This is a genomic window from Novosphingobium aquimarinum (genome assembly GCF_009746585.1).
GTDB lineage: Bacteria > Pseudomonadota > Alphaproteobacteria > Sphingomonadales > Sphingomonadaceae > Novosphingobium > Novosphingobium aquimarinum.
Genome location: NZ_WRPO01000029.1, coordinates 1 through 13,743 on the forward strand (window position 1 = coordinate 1; position 13,743 = coordinate 13,743).

Sequence of the window (13,743 nt, forward strand, 5' to 3'; positions counted from 1 at the left end):
TGACAATCCGGGTGTTGGCGACCCCCGCTCGGGCTACGCCCTCACGGCGCTCGCCAACACCCGGATCAAGTGGCCTGGTTTTACTCCGCCTAATGGACGACTTTTACTCCGCCGTTGACACTGACGGCTCCTCCACCACCCTCAGATAAGAAGAGGCTTTGCGCTGCTCGCGCCTCCGGTCGGGCTACGCCCTCCCTACGCCGCGAGCAGCGCCGGGATCGCGCCGAACCATCCTTGCGCAATCCTGAAAAGGGGTCCCTTTTGCGCGCCGATAGGGGGTCCCGTTTGCACGCCGATTGACAATCTGCGTCGATTTCGGCTATGGGTTGCGGTGGACCGTTGCGCTCGAAAAGCGTTCCTAAAATCACCCCACGGTTGTCAGCAAGGCGAACGGCGTACCCCGGAGACGTGAAAGCCCGGACACCGCACCCATCGAAGCATAGCTCCAGCCGAAAGCGTTCGGCAGCGTCCTCGACTCGCCTCCGATCTGGGATGGCCCGATCGATCAGAAATCGCGGAGCACTCACAGCACGCATATCGGGGTGTATATCCGCGCGACGTCTATTGAATCACCAATGACGAGCGAACCTTGCTGTACCCAGCAGTGCGCGGTGAACGGGTTGATCCGGACTCCAATCACCAAGTGGGCATTGTGGCCCAAGCGCAGGCATCGTCTAATCAACGCGATCGCTCGCGGGAGACAGCGATCATTGCGGCCGAAGACGAAGTCGCTGACCTCGAAGGCGGCCGACAGCCCAAGGTTTGACGCTGGATTGCAGCCTGAATGGCGGTGAGCGAACCGTAGGCGTTCTCGCTCGATAAGGCACCTAACATCAGCTATGTGTCGGCGTGTCGCGATCTCCTTTGATCGCAGGCGCTCGAAGACAGCTGCAGCAATTTCAACCGCTGGTGCAACATGAGCGGAATACGCCGTAAGGTCCTCATTTGGCTCGGCGACCGAAGGGGGACTCGTTAGTCCGCTTCCCTCGGCGTTTTCGCCATCGATTATTTCCAGAGAGATCAGGTCAGTGATCAAGGCAGTATCAGGGCCATCATCGAGTTTTCCGTTCGCCAAGATCGTGTGTTGAAATGCGCGATCGACATCTGCAGGAATGCAAAAATATCGGCTCTTACCCTCATCGAGAAAGATCGTTCGTCCCTCGACTGTACAGAAGTGCAATCCAGGCTTAACGCGAAGGTTCATCGCCAAATTTCCATTCAGAAAGGAACGTCCGCAGCGATCAACCTAGCGGACGTTCCGAGGCATCCGATTCAGTCGGCGGAGAGGCCGCCGAAGATCGGACGAAGCCCATTCTGGTTGTCGTTGACCGATTGGGCGCCGCCCCTCGTCTGCTGCATGACCCCGCCCAGATCCAGGCGTTTCACGTCGCGCTTGTCGTTCTTCCGTTGCATGATTCACTCCTCTTCAACAGCCGCACTGATTTGCGACTGAAGGAGGATAAAATGATGTCTGGGAGATCCCCGAAAATATACCCCGACAAGATGGCTGGAAATCCACGCTGTTCAGACCGCAAGGGATGAAAAATTGAGCAATGAATTGATTATAAAAGGATTTTTCCTACGATACGAGCTGAACGATCATACGAGACTGAACTTCTGTCGGTCAATTCTCCGCATATGATAAGCTTCAAGCCTGCGCCGCATGCTCTTTTGGAGGTCTGCGACCGAAACATTGGTCAAAGTTCGAACCTCTTTCACGGCGTCGCCGAGATCCTGAATTTCCCCGATTCGGATATAGTGCAGCCGTTCGTTTAGGTTGTTGACCGACGAAATCGCAAACTCGTTTCCCGTTGCGGATGCCAGTGAGAGAAATAGGGAGCCAACGGCCTGCGTGACTCCCACAGGCGTCTGTGGCAGAGTCTGGGGTGTTGCCTCTTCGATCGCTCGCTTCAAAGCTGGTAGCCTGACGTCGTGAACCAAGCCCATTAGTAAGCTCATATTCCAGGCGTACAGCTGGATCAGCTTTTCGCCATTGTAGTGGGACAGCCGAAGACCGCCATCGGGATGCGGCTCAATCAATCCTTCACCCATCAGGCGGCACAGAGCCTCTCGCGCAGGCGTTTTGCTAGATCGGTGTCGGTCCGCAATCTCCTGCACATCCAACCGGCGCCCTGGGGAAAACACGCCAGCGGCGTAGTCTTCCTTCAATGATCGATAAACCATTTCCTGAAGCGGAGGGTCCATCGCCGACATCATAGACCAGTCTCCGACGCCGTCGCCGCCACAGGCCATGCTGGCGTGAGGGCTTGCGTAAGATGGTCGAGATTCCGCTGTGCGATCAACTCGATGCACATCCGTTCCAGATCGCTGAGATCTCCGGTCGCGAGCTGCCGCGGAAAGCACATCTTCTGGCCGGCGAACAGCAGCGGTATCAGGATATGGCCCGTCGACAGGCCAAGTCGATAGGCACAAACAAGGTGATCGTCGAGCCGTGAGCGAGGATTTCCGCCTTCGATTTCGCGAAGCCAGCGTATACCCATACCAAGCTCTCGCGCCAAATCGCGTTGCGTCAGGCGCCTCTTCTTCCGTGCCTCTTCAATTTGTCGCCCGGACTGCACTTTGACGTACAGGATTGGACTTTCAGCAACGGAAGTCGCTAAATAGTGCGACATGTCCGCGTCTCCTTACGGGAGATACCGCCCGCCAAGGCAATTCCATAAGTCGGTTCCTATGGTGTACTTACCACCAGTGTCAAACACAACCTCGGCCAACCTGTCGCGATTTACCCAACAAGATCATTGGGATCGCGTGAAGCTGGTGCTCGTGCCCCCGACTGCAATGCGCGATCGAAGGCACTCATGAGGTCCACTTGGTCCGCTTTGGGAATCTGCAGTAGGGCGACGATATATATGGTCCCTAGATTGGGCTGCCGTCCTCCAGGTGAACTTTGCTGGATTCGTGCGGTTATTCGCGTAGCAACATCCCAGAGGCGAAGAGACGCCCCGACATGATGCTCCTCGCCACCGCCAAGACAGCCAAGCTCCAGCGCCTTCAACTGGTCGACGATTTCAGCGGTAGACAGCGTATCAAGATGTTCTATCGCCACGTGGAGCGTCGTACCCCAGGCTATCAGCGAGCGCGTAACGCGAATCAGATGGCAATGGGAATCGATGAGCAGGTCGAGGCCGGCCGGTGAGAGCCGGAGCTTGAAGCTGCGTCTAGCTCGAGCCATCTCTCCTTCTCCCGGCTGGACTATGTTTTTGTCACCCGCCGGCAAGCCCAAGCGGGTGCATTTCCACGACGAATTGCGGCGAAAGCGGCATTATAGTGCCGCTTTCGCGCAAATCCGATCTTTCCAACGCTTTTCGAGATCATTTAGCCGCTTTCGTCTCAACAGTGCTTTGTTTCGCCGCTTCGGCACTTCAGTGCCCTCCCTATTGCGACGGTCATTTCTGATCGTCATGCCTTGGGACGCGCCGGATCGGCGGCCAGCAGGGACCTAAATCCCGGCCAACCCATCCGGCTCATCCAAACCCCAAACCCGAGCGCTTCGCAGCGCCACGAGGAGACATGTGCCATGGACTTCCCATGCTCATTGCCGATGCTTGCCGGAGCACTGTCGCTCGGCACCGCCGCGGTGCCGGCTTGCGCCCAGACCTACCGGCCGGACGCTGAAGCCTATCCTTGCGCTCGCAGTGCCCAGCTCACTGTCGTTCAGAGCGATTCCGGTTTCTCGATCCGCGAGAAGGCGGAACAACCCGCCGTTTCCACCACACCGACGGCGATCAAGATCGGCAACTCGCTCACCCTAGACAGCCGACTTTTCGCGCGCACCTCCCTCGTTCGTCCGGAGTCCAATCATGTCCCGCAGCGCTAAGCTGATCGCGGCAGCGCTGATCTGCGCAACAGCGCCTGCTTACGCCCAGGATAGCGGCACCGAGCCGCTCACGGCCGCAGCCGAGGAGGCTCAGCGTCAGTTGCGCCAGACCTTCACCAATCTGACGTTTGAGGACTTTGGTCCGGCGCCTGTCAGAGGGCCAATATATCAGGCCATTGCGGGGGGACGAGTCATCTATTTCGCGCCCGAGAGTCAGCATCTTCTGTTCGCCGCGATCTACGACAAGAACGGCGTCAACCTGACGGCCCTTGCCCAGGACGCGAGCGCGCGGAAGCGCCTCGGCGCTATCGATCCAGCGGATGCACTGGTCATTGGGCCCGAAGGGGCACCGAAGGTTGTCGAGTTCACCGATCCCGATTGCCCCTATTGCCAGGCACTGGAGCGCTTCTGGCTGACGAAGGAGGCGGAAGGGAAGCCGGTCCAGCGGCTCGTCTATTTCGTGAGCGGCATTCATCCGCAGGCAGCCGCCAAGGCCGAACACATTCTTTGCTCTCCTGACCGCCAGGCCACCTTCAAGTCGATCTATGCCGGCGAGCGACCGGCGGTGCTGCACAAATGCCGGGCCGGCGCCGAGAAGGTCGCCCGCGATGCCGAGACGGTCCGCAAGATGGGCGTCTCTGGCACGCCGACGCTCTTCGTCGACGGCAAGCTCGTCTCCGGCTTCCAGCAGGCCGAGCTTGAGGCTTTCATCGAAGCAAGCGCCAAGAAGGCCAAGCCCAGCCCCTGAGCACCATTCCAGCGATTTGGCGGACCTCGCCTGTGTGCGCTCCCGAGGCGCCCGCGAGGGCCGGAATGCCGGCGAGGACGTAGCTCCGGGAGCCGTCCAGCGCCTCGTCGGCCGGAAACGTCGTGCCGCGCCGCGTGTCGCGGCACGACCGTCGGTGCCGGCAAGCATGATCGGGACGGCTCCAAACACGACCGCTTTTGGTCACATCAGGAGACTGCATATGTTGACTTTGCTTCGGGGAAGGACGTTCCGCACGATCGACGCGGCGGTCCTTTTCCTCCTGGCTGCGATCGCCGGAACGAGCGTTGCCTACGCCTTCCAGGCGCCGGCTGCTGGCGACCTTGGTTACGACATCTACGACATCGTCGTGAACCAGGGCGTCAAGGGGCCGCTCGGCTTCGTGGGCGGCGTTGCCGCCTTCCTGTTCGGCGTCTCGCGGCTCTTCTCCAACATCATGATCGGCATCCCAACGATCGTGGCGGCGGTCTGCCTCATCAAGGCGGATTCGATCCTCCAGACCTTCGGCATGCTGATCTGAAAGTCAGGCTGGGCGCCGGACAGACCGGCGTCTCGCCACCGGAACGGGAGGCGGTGGTCGTCTTCCGCAATCCACGCCCAGCGGCGTGGTGAAGCAAGGGAGAAGAGCGTGGACGAACGTCTGCCACAGTTCCTGCATCGGCCGGTCCAGATCCTCTGGTTCGACAGTCAGGAATTCATCGTCGTCATGAGCGTGATCTTCGTCGCGGTCATCGTCGGCGGATTCATCGGCTGGCTCCTCATCGGCGCTCTTCTTCTTTTCATTCCCTGGAAGCGGACCAAGCCGCGCGGGTTCATCCCGCACCTGGCCTGGCGCTGGGGCCTTGCCCGCTTCCGCAACTATCCGGGTCCGACCCAGACCCGCTTCTTCGAGTAGGCGAGATGGCTCATCCCTTCAGGCGCAAGCGCCAACCCGACATGATCGGTGACACGCGGCCAAGCTGGCACCTGCACCGCTATCTGCAGGGCTCGGCCAATCTCTTCGAAGAGAACCGGCTCCTCAAGGTCGCGATCGCGGGTCTGTTCGGGATCACTGCTGTGCTCGGGACTGTCATCTATACGTCGAACCAGAACACGCGCACCGTGATCGTACCGTTCGGCGCGGACGGCGACCTCTATGTGACCGGCAACAAGCCTTCCGAGGCCTATCTGCGCTCGATCACCTTCAACATCGTCGGTCTCGCAGGCACCTATTCCGCTTATTCGGCGGATCGTCAGTTCCAGGAACTGCTGCGGATAGCGCATCCCAGCGCCTATAACGGTCTGCGGGATAGCCTGAATCGTCTCCTCGACGAGCTCGGCAACAACCCGACACTTTCGATCGCGACCTATATCCGCGGCGACCAGCCCGTCACCTGGACCGGGAGCGAGATCCTCGTGCCGGTGGAGAAGGTCCGCGTCATCGGCGGCGTGATCCGCAAGTTCCGAGGCAATCTGCGCATTCGCTACGCGCTCGAAAACGGCCGCTTCTGGCTGACCGCCCTCCAGGAGGAGAATTTCAGTGCCGATGTCCGCTAACCGCGCGAGGCTCGCCTGCCTGGCCGGGGCGCTTGTCGCGTCCTTCCCCGCAGCCGCCCCCGCTTTCGCCCAGTCGATAGCAGCGCTGCCTGACCAGACGAGCCGGATCCGGCTTTCCAACCATGACGTCAATCATGTCGTGTGCGTGGGCGGCGACATCGAGGACGTCAAATTCTCGGCCGAGAAGGGCCTTGCCGTCGAGCGCGGCGGCTCGGACGCGTGGATCAAGTTTCTCGTGCTTGAGACCGAGGACCCCAATATTCCGGGAAGCGGCGCCAAGACGCACAGCCATGTGACGACGCCGTCGGAATTCTTCGTTTCGTGCAACGGCGCGATCTATCCGCTCTATGCCGAGCCCGCCGACATCCCGGCCCAGACCGTCACCCTGGTCCCTGGGGCCACGCAGCGCGCCCGGGCGAATGATGCGCTGCTTGGTCCACTCGTTGAGGAAGAGCGCGCGGTGGGGATCGCGCTGGCGATCCTGCAGGACCGGGTGCCCGCATCCTTCTCCGAGGTCGCGCCCGCGCGTGGCAGACTGGTGCTGGCCGACCTTCCCACCGCGTCGCTTACCGAACGACGGCGGCTCGAAGTGGAGGGCGCCGGCCTGTCGGTCAGCGAATATCTGGTCCGTGCCAGCGCCACCACCGTGCTCGATGAACGCAATTTCCTCGATACCGCGCTTGGGGCCGACATCTTTGCCATCACTATCGACCGGCTGACCCTGAGCGCCAACGAAACCGCGCGGCTGATCGTCGTTCGCCGGAGTGTGCAGCAATGACGACGCCTGACGAAAACGGGCGGGCGACGCCTGCAGCGGCCCCGAGCAACCTCGCCGAAGATAGCGAAGATAGCGCCGTCGCACGGCCGGCCCTGCTCGACCTGCCAGCGCAATGGTCGAAGCTGACCTCCGACCAGAAGCTGCGCGCCAAGCAGTTGGGCGTCGTCTCAACGATCGCACTGCTCGGGCTAGGACTCTACACCGCAAGCACCAGCGGCCACAAGGAAGCGCCCAAGGCGCCCCAGGCCTCGAACCTCGACATGGGCGCCGGGCTTCGCGGCGATAGCCTCGAAGTGAAGCTGCGCGGCGATCTCCAGAAGATTCTCGATGGACAAACCTTGCTCGGCGATCGGGTCACCGCGATCGAGGAAGGCAAAGTGGTTCCCGGCACGGGTGGCGGGACTCACGGGCCGGGTATGGCCGGCGGCGATGGTGGCGATCTGCCGCCGGCCATACCCGGCGAGGCGCCGGCCTATCCGCCCGCGCCGCCCGAAGCCCGGGGCGCGGCTAGCGAGATCCCCGCGCCGCCTGCTGCTCCGGCTGCGCCGCCAGCGCCGCCGGTTCCACCCACGCAACGTCAGATCGGCGCGATCGGCGCAGCGACGGCCACGCAAGCTTCGGAAGGAGGTGCTGGCAGCGGCGCCGCCTCAAAAAAAGGGAAGCGGACGATCTATTTGCCACCTGGTTTCATGAAGGCGCGGCTTCTGACCGGCATCGACGCCCTGGCGAGCCGGGACGCGACCAGTAATCCCGAACCGATTATCGCCAGGGTCCAGGCGCCGGCCGTCCTTCCCAACGAGGTCAAGGCCAACCTCGCCGGTTGCTTCGTGATCGGCAATGCAACGGGCAGCCTCGCCAAGGAAAGGGTCGAGATCCAGCTCGTCTCGATCTCCTGCGTGGACTTCGACAGTCATGCGGTGGTCGACCAGGCGATCAAGGGCTTCTTCGTCGATGCCGATGGCAAGAAGGGCCTGTCCGGCAAGGTCGTGACCCGTGCCGGCGCCACGCTCGCCCGCTCGTTCATTGCCGGCACGATCGCCGGCATCTCTCAGAGCGTCGAAGGGTCTTTCGGCAGCCTGTCGACATCAGCGCTGGGGAGTGTGCGCAGCCTGGATGCGGGCGATGCGGTCAAGTCGGGCGTCGCGGGCGGCCTCTCCAAATCCTCCGACAAGCTCACCGACTTCTACCTCGATCTCGCCCGCCAGGCTGGCCCGGTCGTTGAAGTCGGCGCGGCCAAGGATGTCGTGGTCGTCATCCAGGAGGGTCTCGCCCTCGAGATCAAGCCGTCGGTCGGGAGCAAATTCTGATGCGCTCGCCCTTTTTCTCAGGAGATCCCGCCATGTCCGTGCTGGCCTACCAGTCTCTTCATCGTTCGCTGCTTTCGCTCAGCCTGCTCGCAAGCCTTGGTGGCTGCGCGGCGGTCGGATCGATGATGTCGCCCTATTCTGAGAAGTTCGACTGCAAGAACAGCGATCACGGGCAATGCATCCATCCGGATCGGGCCTATGAGGACGCGGTCGCGGGTGTGGCGTCGAAGTCTGACCCCAAGGTCACCAATGACCGTGCGATGCTGCGCGGCCAGGACCAGGGCAGGGCGAACGGCAAACCGGGCAGCAATCCCGCAGCCAGTGCCTATGGCAGTTACCGCGACAGCGTCTATCAAGAACTCAAGGGTCTGATCGAGGCGCCGGTCACGCCGATGCTGAAGCCTGCGCGAACGGTGAGGACGCTCATTCTCCCCTATGCCGATCGCCAACGCCCCGACCGGCTCTACATGCCTCGCTATGTCTATTCGGTGATCGACAAGCCGGTCTGGGTTGTGGGCGGCGCGCTTGTGGCCTCACCCGATCGCGCGTCACAGGCTCCAATTCTCGGCCAGGTGCGCGATGGCGCCGCGGCCGACGGTGAGGCGGTGCCGGCCACCGTTCCCGCCGCACCCGCGATCGTGCCGCCCGCCCCGGAGCCGCAGCCATGAACGGGCTCAGCTATGCGCGGCTGCGCAGCGCCGTCCGGCGGGATAGTTTCTCCGACTATCTTCCGTTGGTTGCCTGGGACGAGGACACCGAAGCGTTCCTCTGCATCGACGATACCTGGGGCCATGCCTGGGAGCTGCTGCCGACCGCCTATTTGTTCGCCCATGTTCAGGGCGCGCTGCAGGGGTTGCTCAACATCCATTTCCCGGACGGGACGGTGTTGCAGCTCCACACCTTTGCGGATCCGCTGATCGACGATGCGCTCGACGCCTTCCTGGACCTCAAGACCCGTGATGATCCGCTGATCCAAGCGTCGGCGCGCTATACCCACGCCTATCTCAGCAAAGGGCGACACGGCCTCAAGGCGCTCCACGGAATCCCGGTCCGCAATTTCCGCACGCTCTTGTCGATCAAGACGCGCCGGCCGCTTGGCGAAGACCTTCGGCGTCAGGTCGAGGAGCAACTGGCAAAGCTCGGCATCCGCCGGCTTCCGCCCGAAGAACTGGTCGCCTTCTACAGACGCATTTTCAACGGCGTGGCAGATACCGCCCCCGGCGTCTTCGCTGACGGCACCACGACGGGCGCGCCGCCAATCGGCAAGCAGATCATCGATGCGGGGCCGGATCTCGTGTTCGAGGGTGCGGAGGTGTTCCTCGGCAACCAGGTCGCGCGATGCCTGACACCCAAGGCGCCGGCGCGGCGCATCACAGCTGAGCGGGCGAACCGCCTCATGGGCGGGATGCGCGGCGCGTCCGAGGACAGCGATCAGATCGGCGGTCCGTTCCTCTACACGCTCAATGTCCTGTTCGATCACTCGCAGTTCGAAATCCACAAGCGCGCGCAGATCCTGTCAGCTCAGAAAGCAGCCGGCAGCTTCGCAGTCGAGGTCGGGAAGCAGATCGAGGAAATCGGCTGGATTCTCGACGAAGCCGGCAACAGTAAATTCGTCCGCGTCATCCCGACCGTCTGGGTGTTCGGGCGCGATCGCGCGCATGCCCGTGATCTCGCTGCGCGCGCCAAGCGCCTGTGGGAAGGCGAGCCCCTGCCCTTCTCGATGCAGGAAGAGAGCTATCTCAACCCGACGTTGCTGGTGATGAGCCTGCCTTTCGGGCTCTATCCTGACCGGACGACGCTCCGGCTCCTCGAGCGCGACTTTCGCATGCCGGTGAAGGCGGCCGTTCTGATGGCGCCGATCCAGGCCGACTTTCGCGGCGGCGGACGTCCGGCCCTGCTCTACACCGGACGCAAGGGCCAACTCGTCACGCTCGATCTGTTCGATCCGCGCATCAACAATTATAATTTCATCGTCTCGGCCGAGAGCGGTGCCGGCAAGAGCTTCCTGCTCAACAATCTCTGCCAGCAATATTACGCCAATGGAGCGCTGATCCGGATCATAGACATCGGCGGCAGCTACAGGAAGCTCTGCACGCTCTGTTCGGGCCGCTATATTGATATCGGCGAAGAGCATCTCGTCCTGAACCCCTTCGATATGGGACTGGCTCTGGACGGCGACGACAAGCAGTCCGCCATCACCATGGCGGTTGCGATCGTCGCCGAGATGGCAAATGCATCCACTCGCAAGGGCGTCACCACCTCGGAGTGGAATCTCCTCAAGTCCGCGGTCCAGTGGACGATCGATACGGGTCGGGCCGATCATGGCATCGATGCCGTGCGCGAATGGCTGGGCACCTACCCCGAGCTCGTCGAGACCGCGCTCGATCATGTCGATCATCTTGTGCCCGTCGCGCGCGAACTCGCCTTCAATCTGCGCGATTTCGGATCGGGCGGCGCCTATGGCCATTATTTCAACGGCCCCTCGACGCTGGATATCCGCCACGATGAATTTGTAGTGCTCGAACTCGAGCGCCTCAAATCCATGCCGGATTTGTTCAACGTCATCGTCATGGTGGTCGTGAATGCGGTCACGCAGGAACTCTACCTGTCCGCGCGCGACAAGCCCCGCTTCGTGCTGTGCGACGAGGCCGCGCAGTTCATGACGCGCACCGACGGCCAGGACCTCTCGCGTCTCGCAGAGGCCTTCGGTCAGGGCTACAGACGCGCGCGCAAATATCGCGGCTCGTTCGGTATCGTGCTGCAGTCGATGAACGACCTGACTCTGTTCGGCGGCACGGGGCAGGTGATTCTCGAAAATGCCGCGACCCGCTTCCTGCTCCAGGGTTCCACCTATGATCGGGCCGTAGACAACAAGATCCTCGATTATTCGGGTTTCGTTCTCGATCTGCTGAAATCGGTCCGGAATTCCAAGCCGAACTACAGCGAGGTGTTCATCGATTCCCCGCTGGGGCTGGGCATCGCCCGACTCGTGGTTGATCCGTTCAGCTACTGGATCAACACCTCAGCGCCCGACGAAGTGGCTGCTTTCGAGGCGCTGATGCGTCAGGGCCTTTCCCCGCTCGAAGCCATTTGCCGTCTCGCGGGCGTCGAGCCCTCGCAGATCCTGGGCACGCCTCCCACGCCTGGCTTGGTGGGAGTGTGATCGCCATGGCACGTTTCACGCCGCATCCCGACCAGTTGCCGCTCAACTGGTCCGACAATGAAGCCATCGAGTTGATCGTCGAGCGTCGGCTCGCCGAGCGGTTCGAAGCGGAATCCTTCCAGTGGCGCTTCCGGCTTGTCATGATCGAGACGGTGATGATGGGCCTGCTCGTGCTCATCGCGGGGCTTCTGCTCAAACAGCCGACCATGATGGTGCTGCGTGCCTCGCTCCTGGTAGCCGCATCGTGCCTCGCGACCGGGATCCTCCTGCTCAGCCTCTCGGCGGGCACCGCGAAGCTGATGCGCCGCCTGCGCCGGTGGAGGGGCAAATGAACGGCCTGACCTCCTCCGCACCCTCGCCATCGGTGATCCGACTCACAGTCAGCGGCTTTCTGCTCATGCTGGTCCAGAGCGCACTTCTGCTGTTGTCCCCGGAACTCGACCGGGCCTCGGGCATGCTGATCTGGATCCTGACACCTTTGGCATTCTCGGCCTTCGTCACGGCGCTCATCGGCGTGCCTGAACCGCCCGAACAGCATTGGAGGCAGCGCCATGGGCGATAATCTGCTCGGCCGTGTTCGGCGCGGCCCGATCCTGCTGGTGTTCGCAACGGGCAATCTTCTGGCCGTCGCGGCTGCATTAGCCGCTGCGGGACCGATCAGCGGCACCGCCCCGTCGCGCAGCACGATCGGGCGGACATGGCCGATCGCGGAACCGGATGCGCTTGCCGAGATCGAAGCCAAGGTGGCGACACTCCCCAGCGACATGAGCAAGGCGTTCGGCCCGCGCGACAAGTGGACCGCGCTCAAAGCCGCGCCACTCGGGATTGCCGGCGCCGACCGGGTGCGCAGCGTCGTGCCCTTCTACACCCTCGATTTCGACATCACGCTGCCGGACGGCAAGACGCTCTATCCCAAGGGCTTCACCTTCAACCCGCTGACCTATGTGAAGCTACCCCAGCGTCTCGTCGTCGTGCATCCGCGTGATCTCGGCTGGGCGCTCCGCACTGCCCGCGCCAGCGATTTCATCCTCTTGTCGGCGCTGGGCACCCAGAATGGCGATGCGATCGATCTCAGCGAGAAGACCGGGCGACCGATCTACATTCTGGAGGAGAGGGTCAAGCAACGGCTCGGGCTGACGGTGGCGCCGGTCATCGTCGAGCAGTCCGGCACACGCCTCGTTCTCACCGAATATGGGCCCAAGAGCCGCGCATCCGCCGCTCCGGCAAAGGGAGCGACGCGATGATCGGGCGCCTTCCTGTCTTCGTCACCGGCCTGGTCATCGGGCTTGTCATGACACTCGCCTGGCCGAGCCAGGCCCATGCCTCCAAATGCGAGGCTGGCACCGTCTTTAACCCCATCACCAAGGTGCGCTGGACCTGCATCTTCCCGATCACCGTCGGCGGCATCCGCGTCGGCAGCTTCGACAAGCTCGACAAGGCTCTCGACGCGCAGTCCGCGTCCAAGCCCTTGTGCGCCTGCCGCAAAGGCATCCAGTTCTGGTTCGGGGTCAAGGTCTCCTACTGGTCGCCCAACCGGATGGTGGACGTCGTGACCGAACCCGGCTGCATGATGGCCCTGGGCGCCGATCTGCTGCCGACCGGCGGCAAGCTGCAAGGCAGCCAGTCGTCGATCTCGGACGGGACGAACATCCGCAAGATGTTCGCCCAGATGCATTATTATATCTCGCCGGTCTGGGCGATGCTCGATATGTTCACCGACCTGCCCTGCCTTGAGAATGACGGCTTCGACGTCGCCATGATCACCGAGGTGCTGCCAACCTGGCAGTCGGGGACATTGGGTGCGATCATCCAGCCTGAGGGCATCCTGTTCGGAAACCCCGCCGCCGGCCTTGCCTGCATGGGCGACAGCGCCGCAGCGGCCGCAGGCAAAGTCATCGACCCGCTCTTCTGGTGCATGGGGAGCTGGGGCGCGACCTATCCGATCGCCGGCGATATCCACTTCGATGACAGCGTCGAAGCCTGGGCCGGGCTTGCCGCACGCGGTGTGTTCATGATGGGGCGCCTCGGCGCGCTCACCATAAGCTCGGCTGACGGCTGTTCGTTCATACCCCAGCCCGTCTGGACCAAGAGCCGCTACAAGCTCCAGATCATGGAGCCCGTGAAGGGCGGCAAATGCGTCAATATTGGCCGCCCAGAGTCGCTCTGGTCCTCGGCCAAGCACGCGCCGGGCAAAGACAATGCCCAGTTCATGCTCTTCGAAAAGGTGATCTGCTGCGCCGGGATACCGGTGCCATGAGGAGGTCACTTTCCCCCGTTCCCGCACGAGACAGCCGTCCATTCCGGAGGTCTGTTCGCCAAGGCCCCTACGGTCGAGGGCTGCCGTGCGGGATAGGA

At 62.4% G+C, this 13,743-nt stretch carries 18 protein-coding genes; 14 read left to right on the forward strand and 4 right to left on the reverse strand.

The genetic code is table 11. The features are described 5' to 3' along the window. Positions 1-523: 523 nt before the first annotated feature. The 4 genes from GQO94_RS18870 to GQO94_RS18885 form a co-directional block, all read right to left on the reverse strand. Positions 524-1,204 (reverse strand): lasso peptide biosynthesis B2 protein, encoded by a 681-nt coding sequence (locus tag GQO94_RS18870; RefSeq protein ID WP_156842955.1) that lies wholly within the window; start codon positions 1,202-1,204, stop codon positions 524-526. A 68-nt stretch (positions 1,205-1,272) separates the two neighbouring features. Further along, positions 1,273-1,413, reverse strand: a complete 141-nt coding sequence (locus GQO94_RS18875; RefSeq protein WP_156842956.1) for a hypothetical protein — start codon at positions 1,411-1,413, stop codon at positions 1,273-1,275. A gap of 186 nt (positions 1,414-1,599) precedes the next feature. Continuing rightward, the gene (locus GQO94_RS18880) at positions 1,600-2,217 is read right to left on the reverse strand and encodes a GntR family transcriptional regulator (RefSeq protein ID WP_198046046.1); all 618 of its coding nucleotides are present in this window, start codon (positions 2,215-2,217) and stop codon (positions 1,600-1,602) included. Then, positions 2,214-2,633 (reverse strand): helix-turn-helix domain-containing protein, encoded by a 420-nt coding sequence (locus GQO94_RS18885; RefSeq protein ID WP_232333030.1) that lies wholly within the window; start codon positions 2,631-2,633, stop codon positions 2,214-2,216. The genes GQO94_RS18880 and GQO94_RS18885 overlap by 4 nt, the downstream gene beginning before the upstream one ends. 335 nt (positions 2,634-2,968) lie before the next feature. On the opposite strand from GQO94_RS18885, the gene GQO94_RS18890 reads away from it, so the two are divergent. From GQO94_RS18890 to GQO94_RS18955, 14 genes are all read left to right on the forward strand, one after another. Continuing rightward, entirely contained in the window at positions 2,969-3,157 is a 189-nt protein-coding gene (locus GQO94_RS18890) for a hypothetical protein (RefSeq protein ID WP_156842958.1), read from the forward strand. Between the two features lie 381 nt (positions 3,158-3,538). Beyond that, positions 3,539-3,838, forward strand: coding sequence for a hypothetical protein (locus GQO94_RS18895; RefSeq protein WP_198046047.1), 300 nt, complete (start codon positions 3,539-3,541; stop codon positions 3,836-3,838). Continuing rightward, positions 3,822-4,586: a DsbC family protein gene (locus GQO94_RS18900; RefSeq protein WP_156842960.1), complete on the forward strand. Its 765-nt coding sequence runs from the start codon at positions 3,822-3,824 to the stop codon at positions 4,584-4,586. Before GQO94_RS18895 ends, GQO94_RS18900 begins: the two co-directional genes overlap by 17 nt. Before the next feature lie 220 nt (positions 4,587-4,806). Next, positions 4,807-5,124 (forward strand): hypothetical protein, encoded by a 318-nt coding sequence (locus GQO94_RS18905; protein ID WP_018250898.1) that lies wholly within the window; start codon positions 4,807-4,809, stop codon positions 5,122-5,124. A gap of 108 nt (positions 5,125-5,232) precedes the next feature. Beyond that, the gene (locus GQO94_RS18910) at positions 5,233-5,499 is read left to right on the forward strand and encodes a type IV conjugative transfer system protein TraL (RefSeq protein ID WP_156842961.1); all 267 of its coding nucleotides are present in this window, start codon (positions 5,233-5,235) and stop codon (positions 5,497-5,499) included. A gap of 41 nt (positions 5,500-5,540) precedes the next feature. After that, positions 5,541-6,140 carry a TraE/TraK family type IV conjugative transfer system protein gene (locus tag GQO94_RS18915; RefSeq protein WP_198046050.1) on the forward strand — a complete coding sequence of 200 codons (600 nt, stop codon included), beginning with the start codon at positions 5,541-5,543 and terminating at the stop codon, positions 6,138-6,140. Beyond that, entirely contained in the window at positions 6,130-6,918 is a 789-nt protein-coding gene (locus GQO94_RS18920; protein WP_156842995.1) for a type-F conjugative transfer system secretin TraK, read from the forward strand. The genes GQO94_RS18915 and GQO94_RS18920 overlap by 11 nt, the downstream gene beginning before the upstream one ends. Further along, positions 6,915-8,225 carry a TraB/VirB10 family protein gene (locus GQO94_RS18925; RefSeq protein WP_156842963.1) on the forward strand — a complete coding sequence of 437 codons (1,311 nt, stop codon included), beginning with the start codon at positions 6,915-6,917 and terminating at the stop codon, positions 8,223-8,225. Before GQO94_RS18920 ends, GQO94_RS18925 begins: the two co-directional genes overlap by 4 nt. 32 nt (positions 8,226-8,257) lie before the next feature. Then, positions 8,258-8,893, forward strand: a complete 636-nt coding sequence (locus GQO94_RS18930; protein WP_156842964.1) for a TraV family lipoprotein — start codon at positions 8,258-8,260, stop codon at positions 8,891-8,893. Then, positions 8,890-11,388, forward strand: coding sequence for a TraC family protein (locus tag GQO94_RS18935; RefSeq protein ID WP_156842965.1), 2,499 nt, complete (start codon positions 8,890-8,892; stop codon positions 11,386-11,388). The genes GQO94_RS18930 and GQO94_RS18935 overlap by 4 nt, the downstream gene beginning before the upstream one ends. Positions 11,389-11,393: 5 nt before the next feature. After that, a complete protein-coding gene (locus GQO94_RS18940; RefSeq protein WP_156842966.1) occupies positions 11,394-11,720 on the forward strand; it encodes a hypothetical protein in 327 nt (108 codons plus the stop codon). Beyond that, complete coding sequence (locus GQO94_RS18945) at positions 11,717-11,950, forward strand: hypothetical protein (protein ID WP_156842967.1); 234 nt, start codon at positions 11,717-11,719, stop codon at positions 11,948-11,950. The genes GQO94_RS18940 and GQO94_RS18945 overlap by 4 nt, the downstream gene beginning before the upstream one ends. After that, the gene (locus GQO94_RS18950; protein WP_156842968.1) at positions 11,940-12,632 is read left to right on the forward strand and encodes a conjugal transfer protein TraW; all 693 of its coding nucleotides are present in this window, start codon (positions 11,940-11,942) and stop codon (positions 12,630-12,632) included. The genes GQO94_RS18945 and GQO94_RS18950 overlap by 11 nt, the downstream gene beginning before the upstream one ends. Further along, positions 12,629-13,645, forward strand: coding sequence for a TraU family protein (locus GQO94_RS18955; protein WP_156842969.1), 1,017 nt, complete (start codon positions 12,629-12,631; stop codon positions 13,643-13,645). Before GQO94_RS18950 ends, GQO94_RS18955 begins: the two co-directional genes overlap by 4 nt. Positions 13,646-13,743: the final 98 nt, after the last annotated feature.

Coding starts and splice junctions, on each gene's coding strand:
- GQO94_RS18890 (WP_156842958.1), top strand. CDS start 2,969: ATGATGCTCCTCGCCACCGCCAAGACAGCCAAGCTCCAGCGCCTTCAA.
- GQO94_RS18940 (WP_156842966.1), top strand. CDS start 11,394: ATGGCACGTTTCACGCCGCATCCCGACCAGTTGCCGCTCAACTGGTCC.
- GQO94_RS18930 (WP_156842964.1), top strand. CDS start 8,258: ATGTCCGTGCTGGCCTACCAGTCTCTTCATCGTTCGCTGCTTTCGCTC.
- GQO94_RS18870 (WP_156842955.1), bottom strand. CDS start 1,204: ATGAACCTTCGCGTTAAGCCTGGATTGCACTTCTGTACAGTCGAGGGA.
- GQO94_RS18920 (WP_156842995.1), top strand. CDS start 6,130: ATGTCCGCTAACCGCGCGAGGCTCGCCTGCCTGGCCGGGGCGCTTGTC.
- GQO94_RS18925 (WP_156842963.1), top strand. CDS start 6,915: ATGACGACGCCTGACGAAAACGGGCGGGCGACGCCTGCAGCGGCCCCG.
- GQO94_RS18935 (WP_156842965.1), top strand. CDS start 8,890: ATGAACGGGCTCAGCTATGCGCGGCTGCGCAGCGCCGTCCGGCGGGAT.
- GQO94_RS18885 (WP_232333030.1), bottom strand. CDS start 2,633: ATGTCGCACTATTTAGCGACTTCCGTTGCTGAAAGTCCAATCCTGTAC.
- GQO94_RS18895 (WP_198046047.1), top strand. CDS start 3,539: ATGGACTTCCCATGCTCATTGCCGATGCTTGCCGGAGCACTGTCGCTC.
- GQO94_RS18945 (WP_156842967.1), top strand. CDS start 11,717: ATGAACGGCCTGACCTCCTCCGCACCCTCGCCATCGGTGATCCGACTC.
- GQO94_RS18900 (WP_156842960.1), top strand. CDS start 3,822: ATGTCCCGCAGCGCTAAGCTGATCGCGGCAGCGCTGATCTGCGCAACA.
- GQO94_RS18915 (WP_198046050.1), top strand. CDS start 5,541: ATGATCGGTGACACGCGGCCAAGCTGGCACCTGCACCGCTATCTGCAG.
- GQO94_RS18905 (WP_018250898.1), top strand. CDS start 4,807: ATGTTGACTTTGCTTCGGGGAAGGACGTTCCGCACGATCGACGCGGCG.
- GQO94_RS18875 (WP_156842956.1), bottom strand. CDS start 1,413: ATGCAACGGAAGAACGACAAGCGCGACGTGAAACGCCTGGATCTGGGC.
- GQO94_RS18880 (WP_198046046.1), bottom strand. CDS start 2,217: ATGATGTCGGCGATGGACCCTCCGCTTCAGGAAATGGTTTATCGATCA.
- GQO94_RS18950 (WP_156842968.1), top strand. CDS start 11,940: ATGGGCGATAATCTGCTCGGCCGTGTTCGGCGCGGCCCGATCCTGCTG.
- GQO94_RS18955 (WP_156842969.1), top strand. CDS start 12,629: ATGATCGGGCGCCTTCCTGTCTTCGTCACCGGCCTGGTCATCGGGCTT.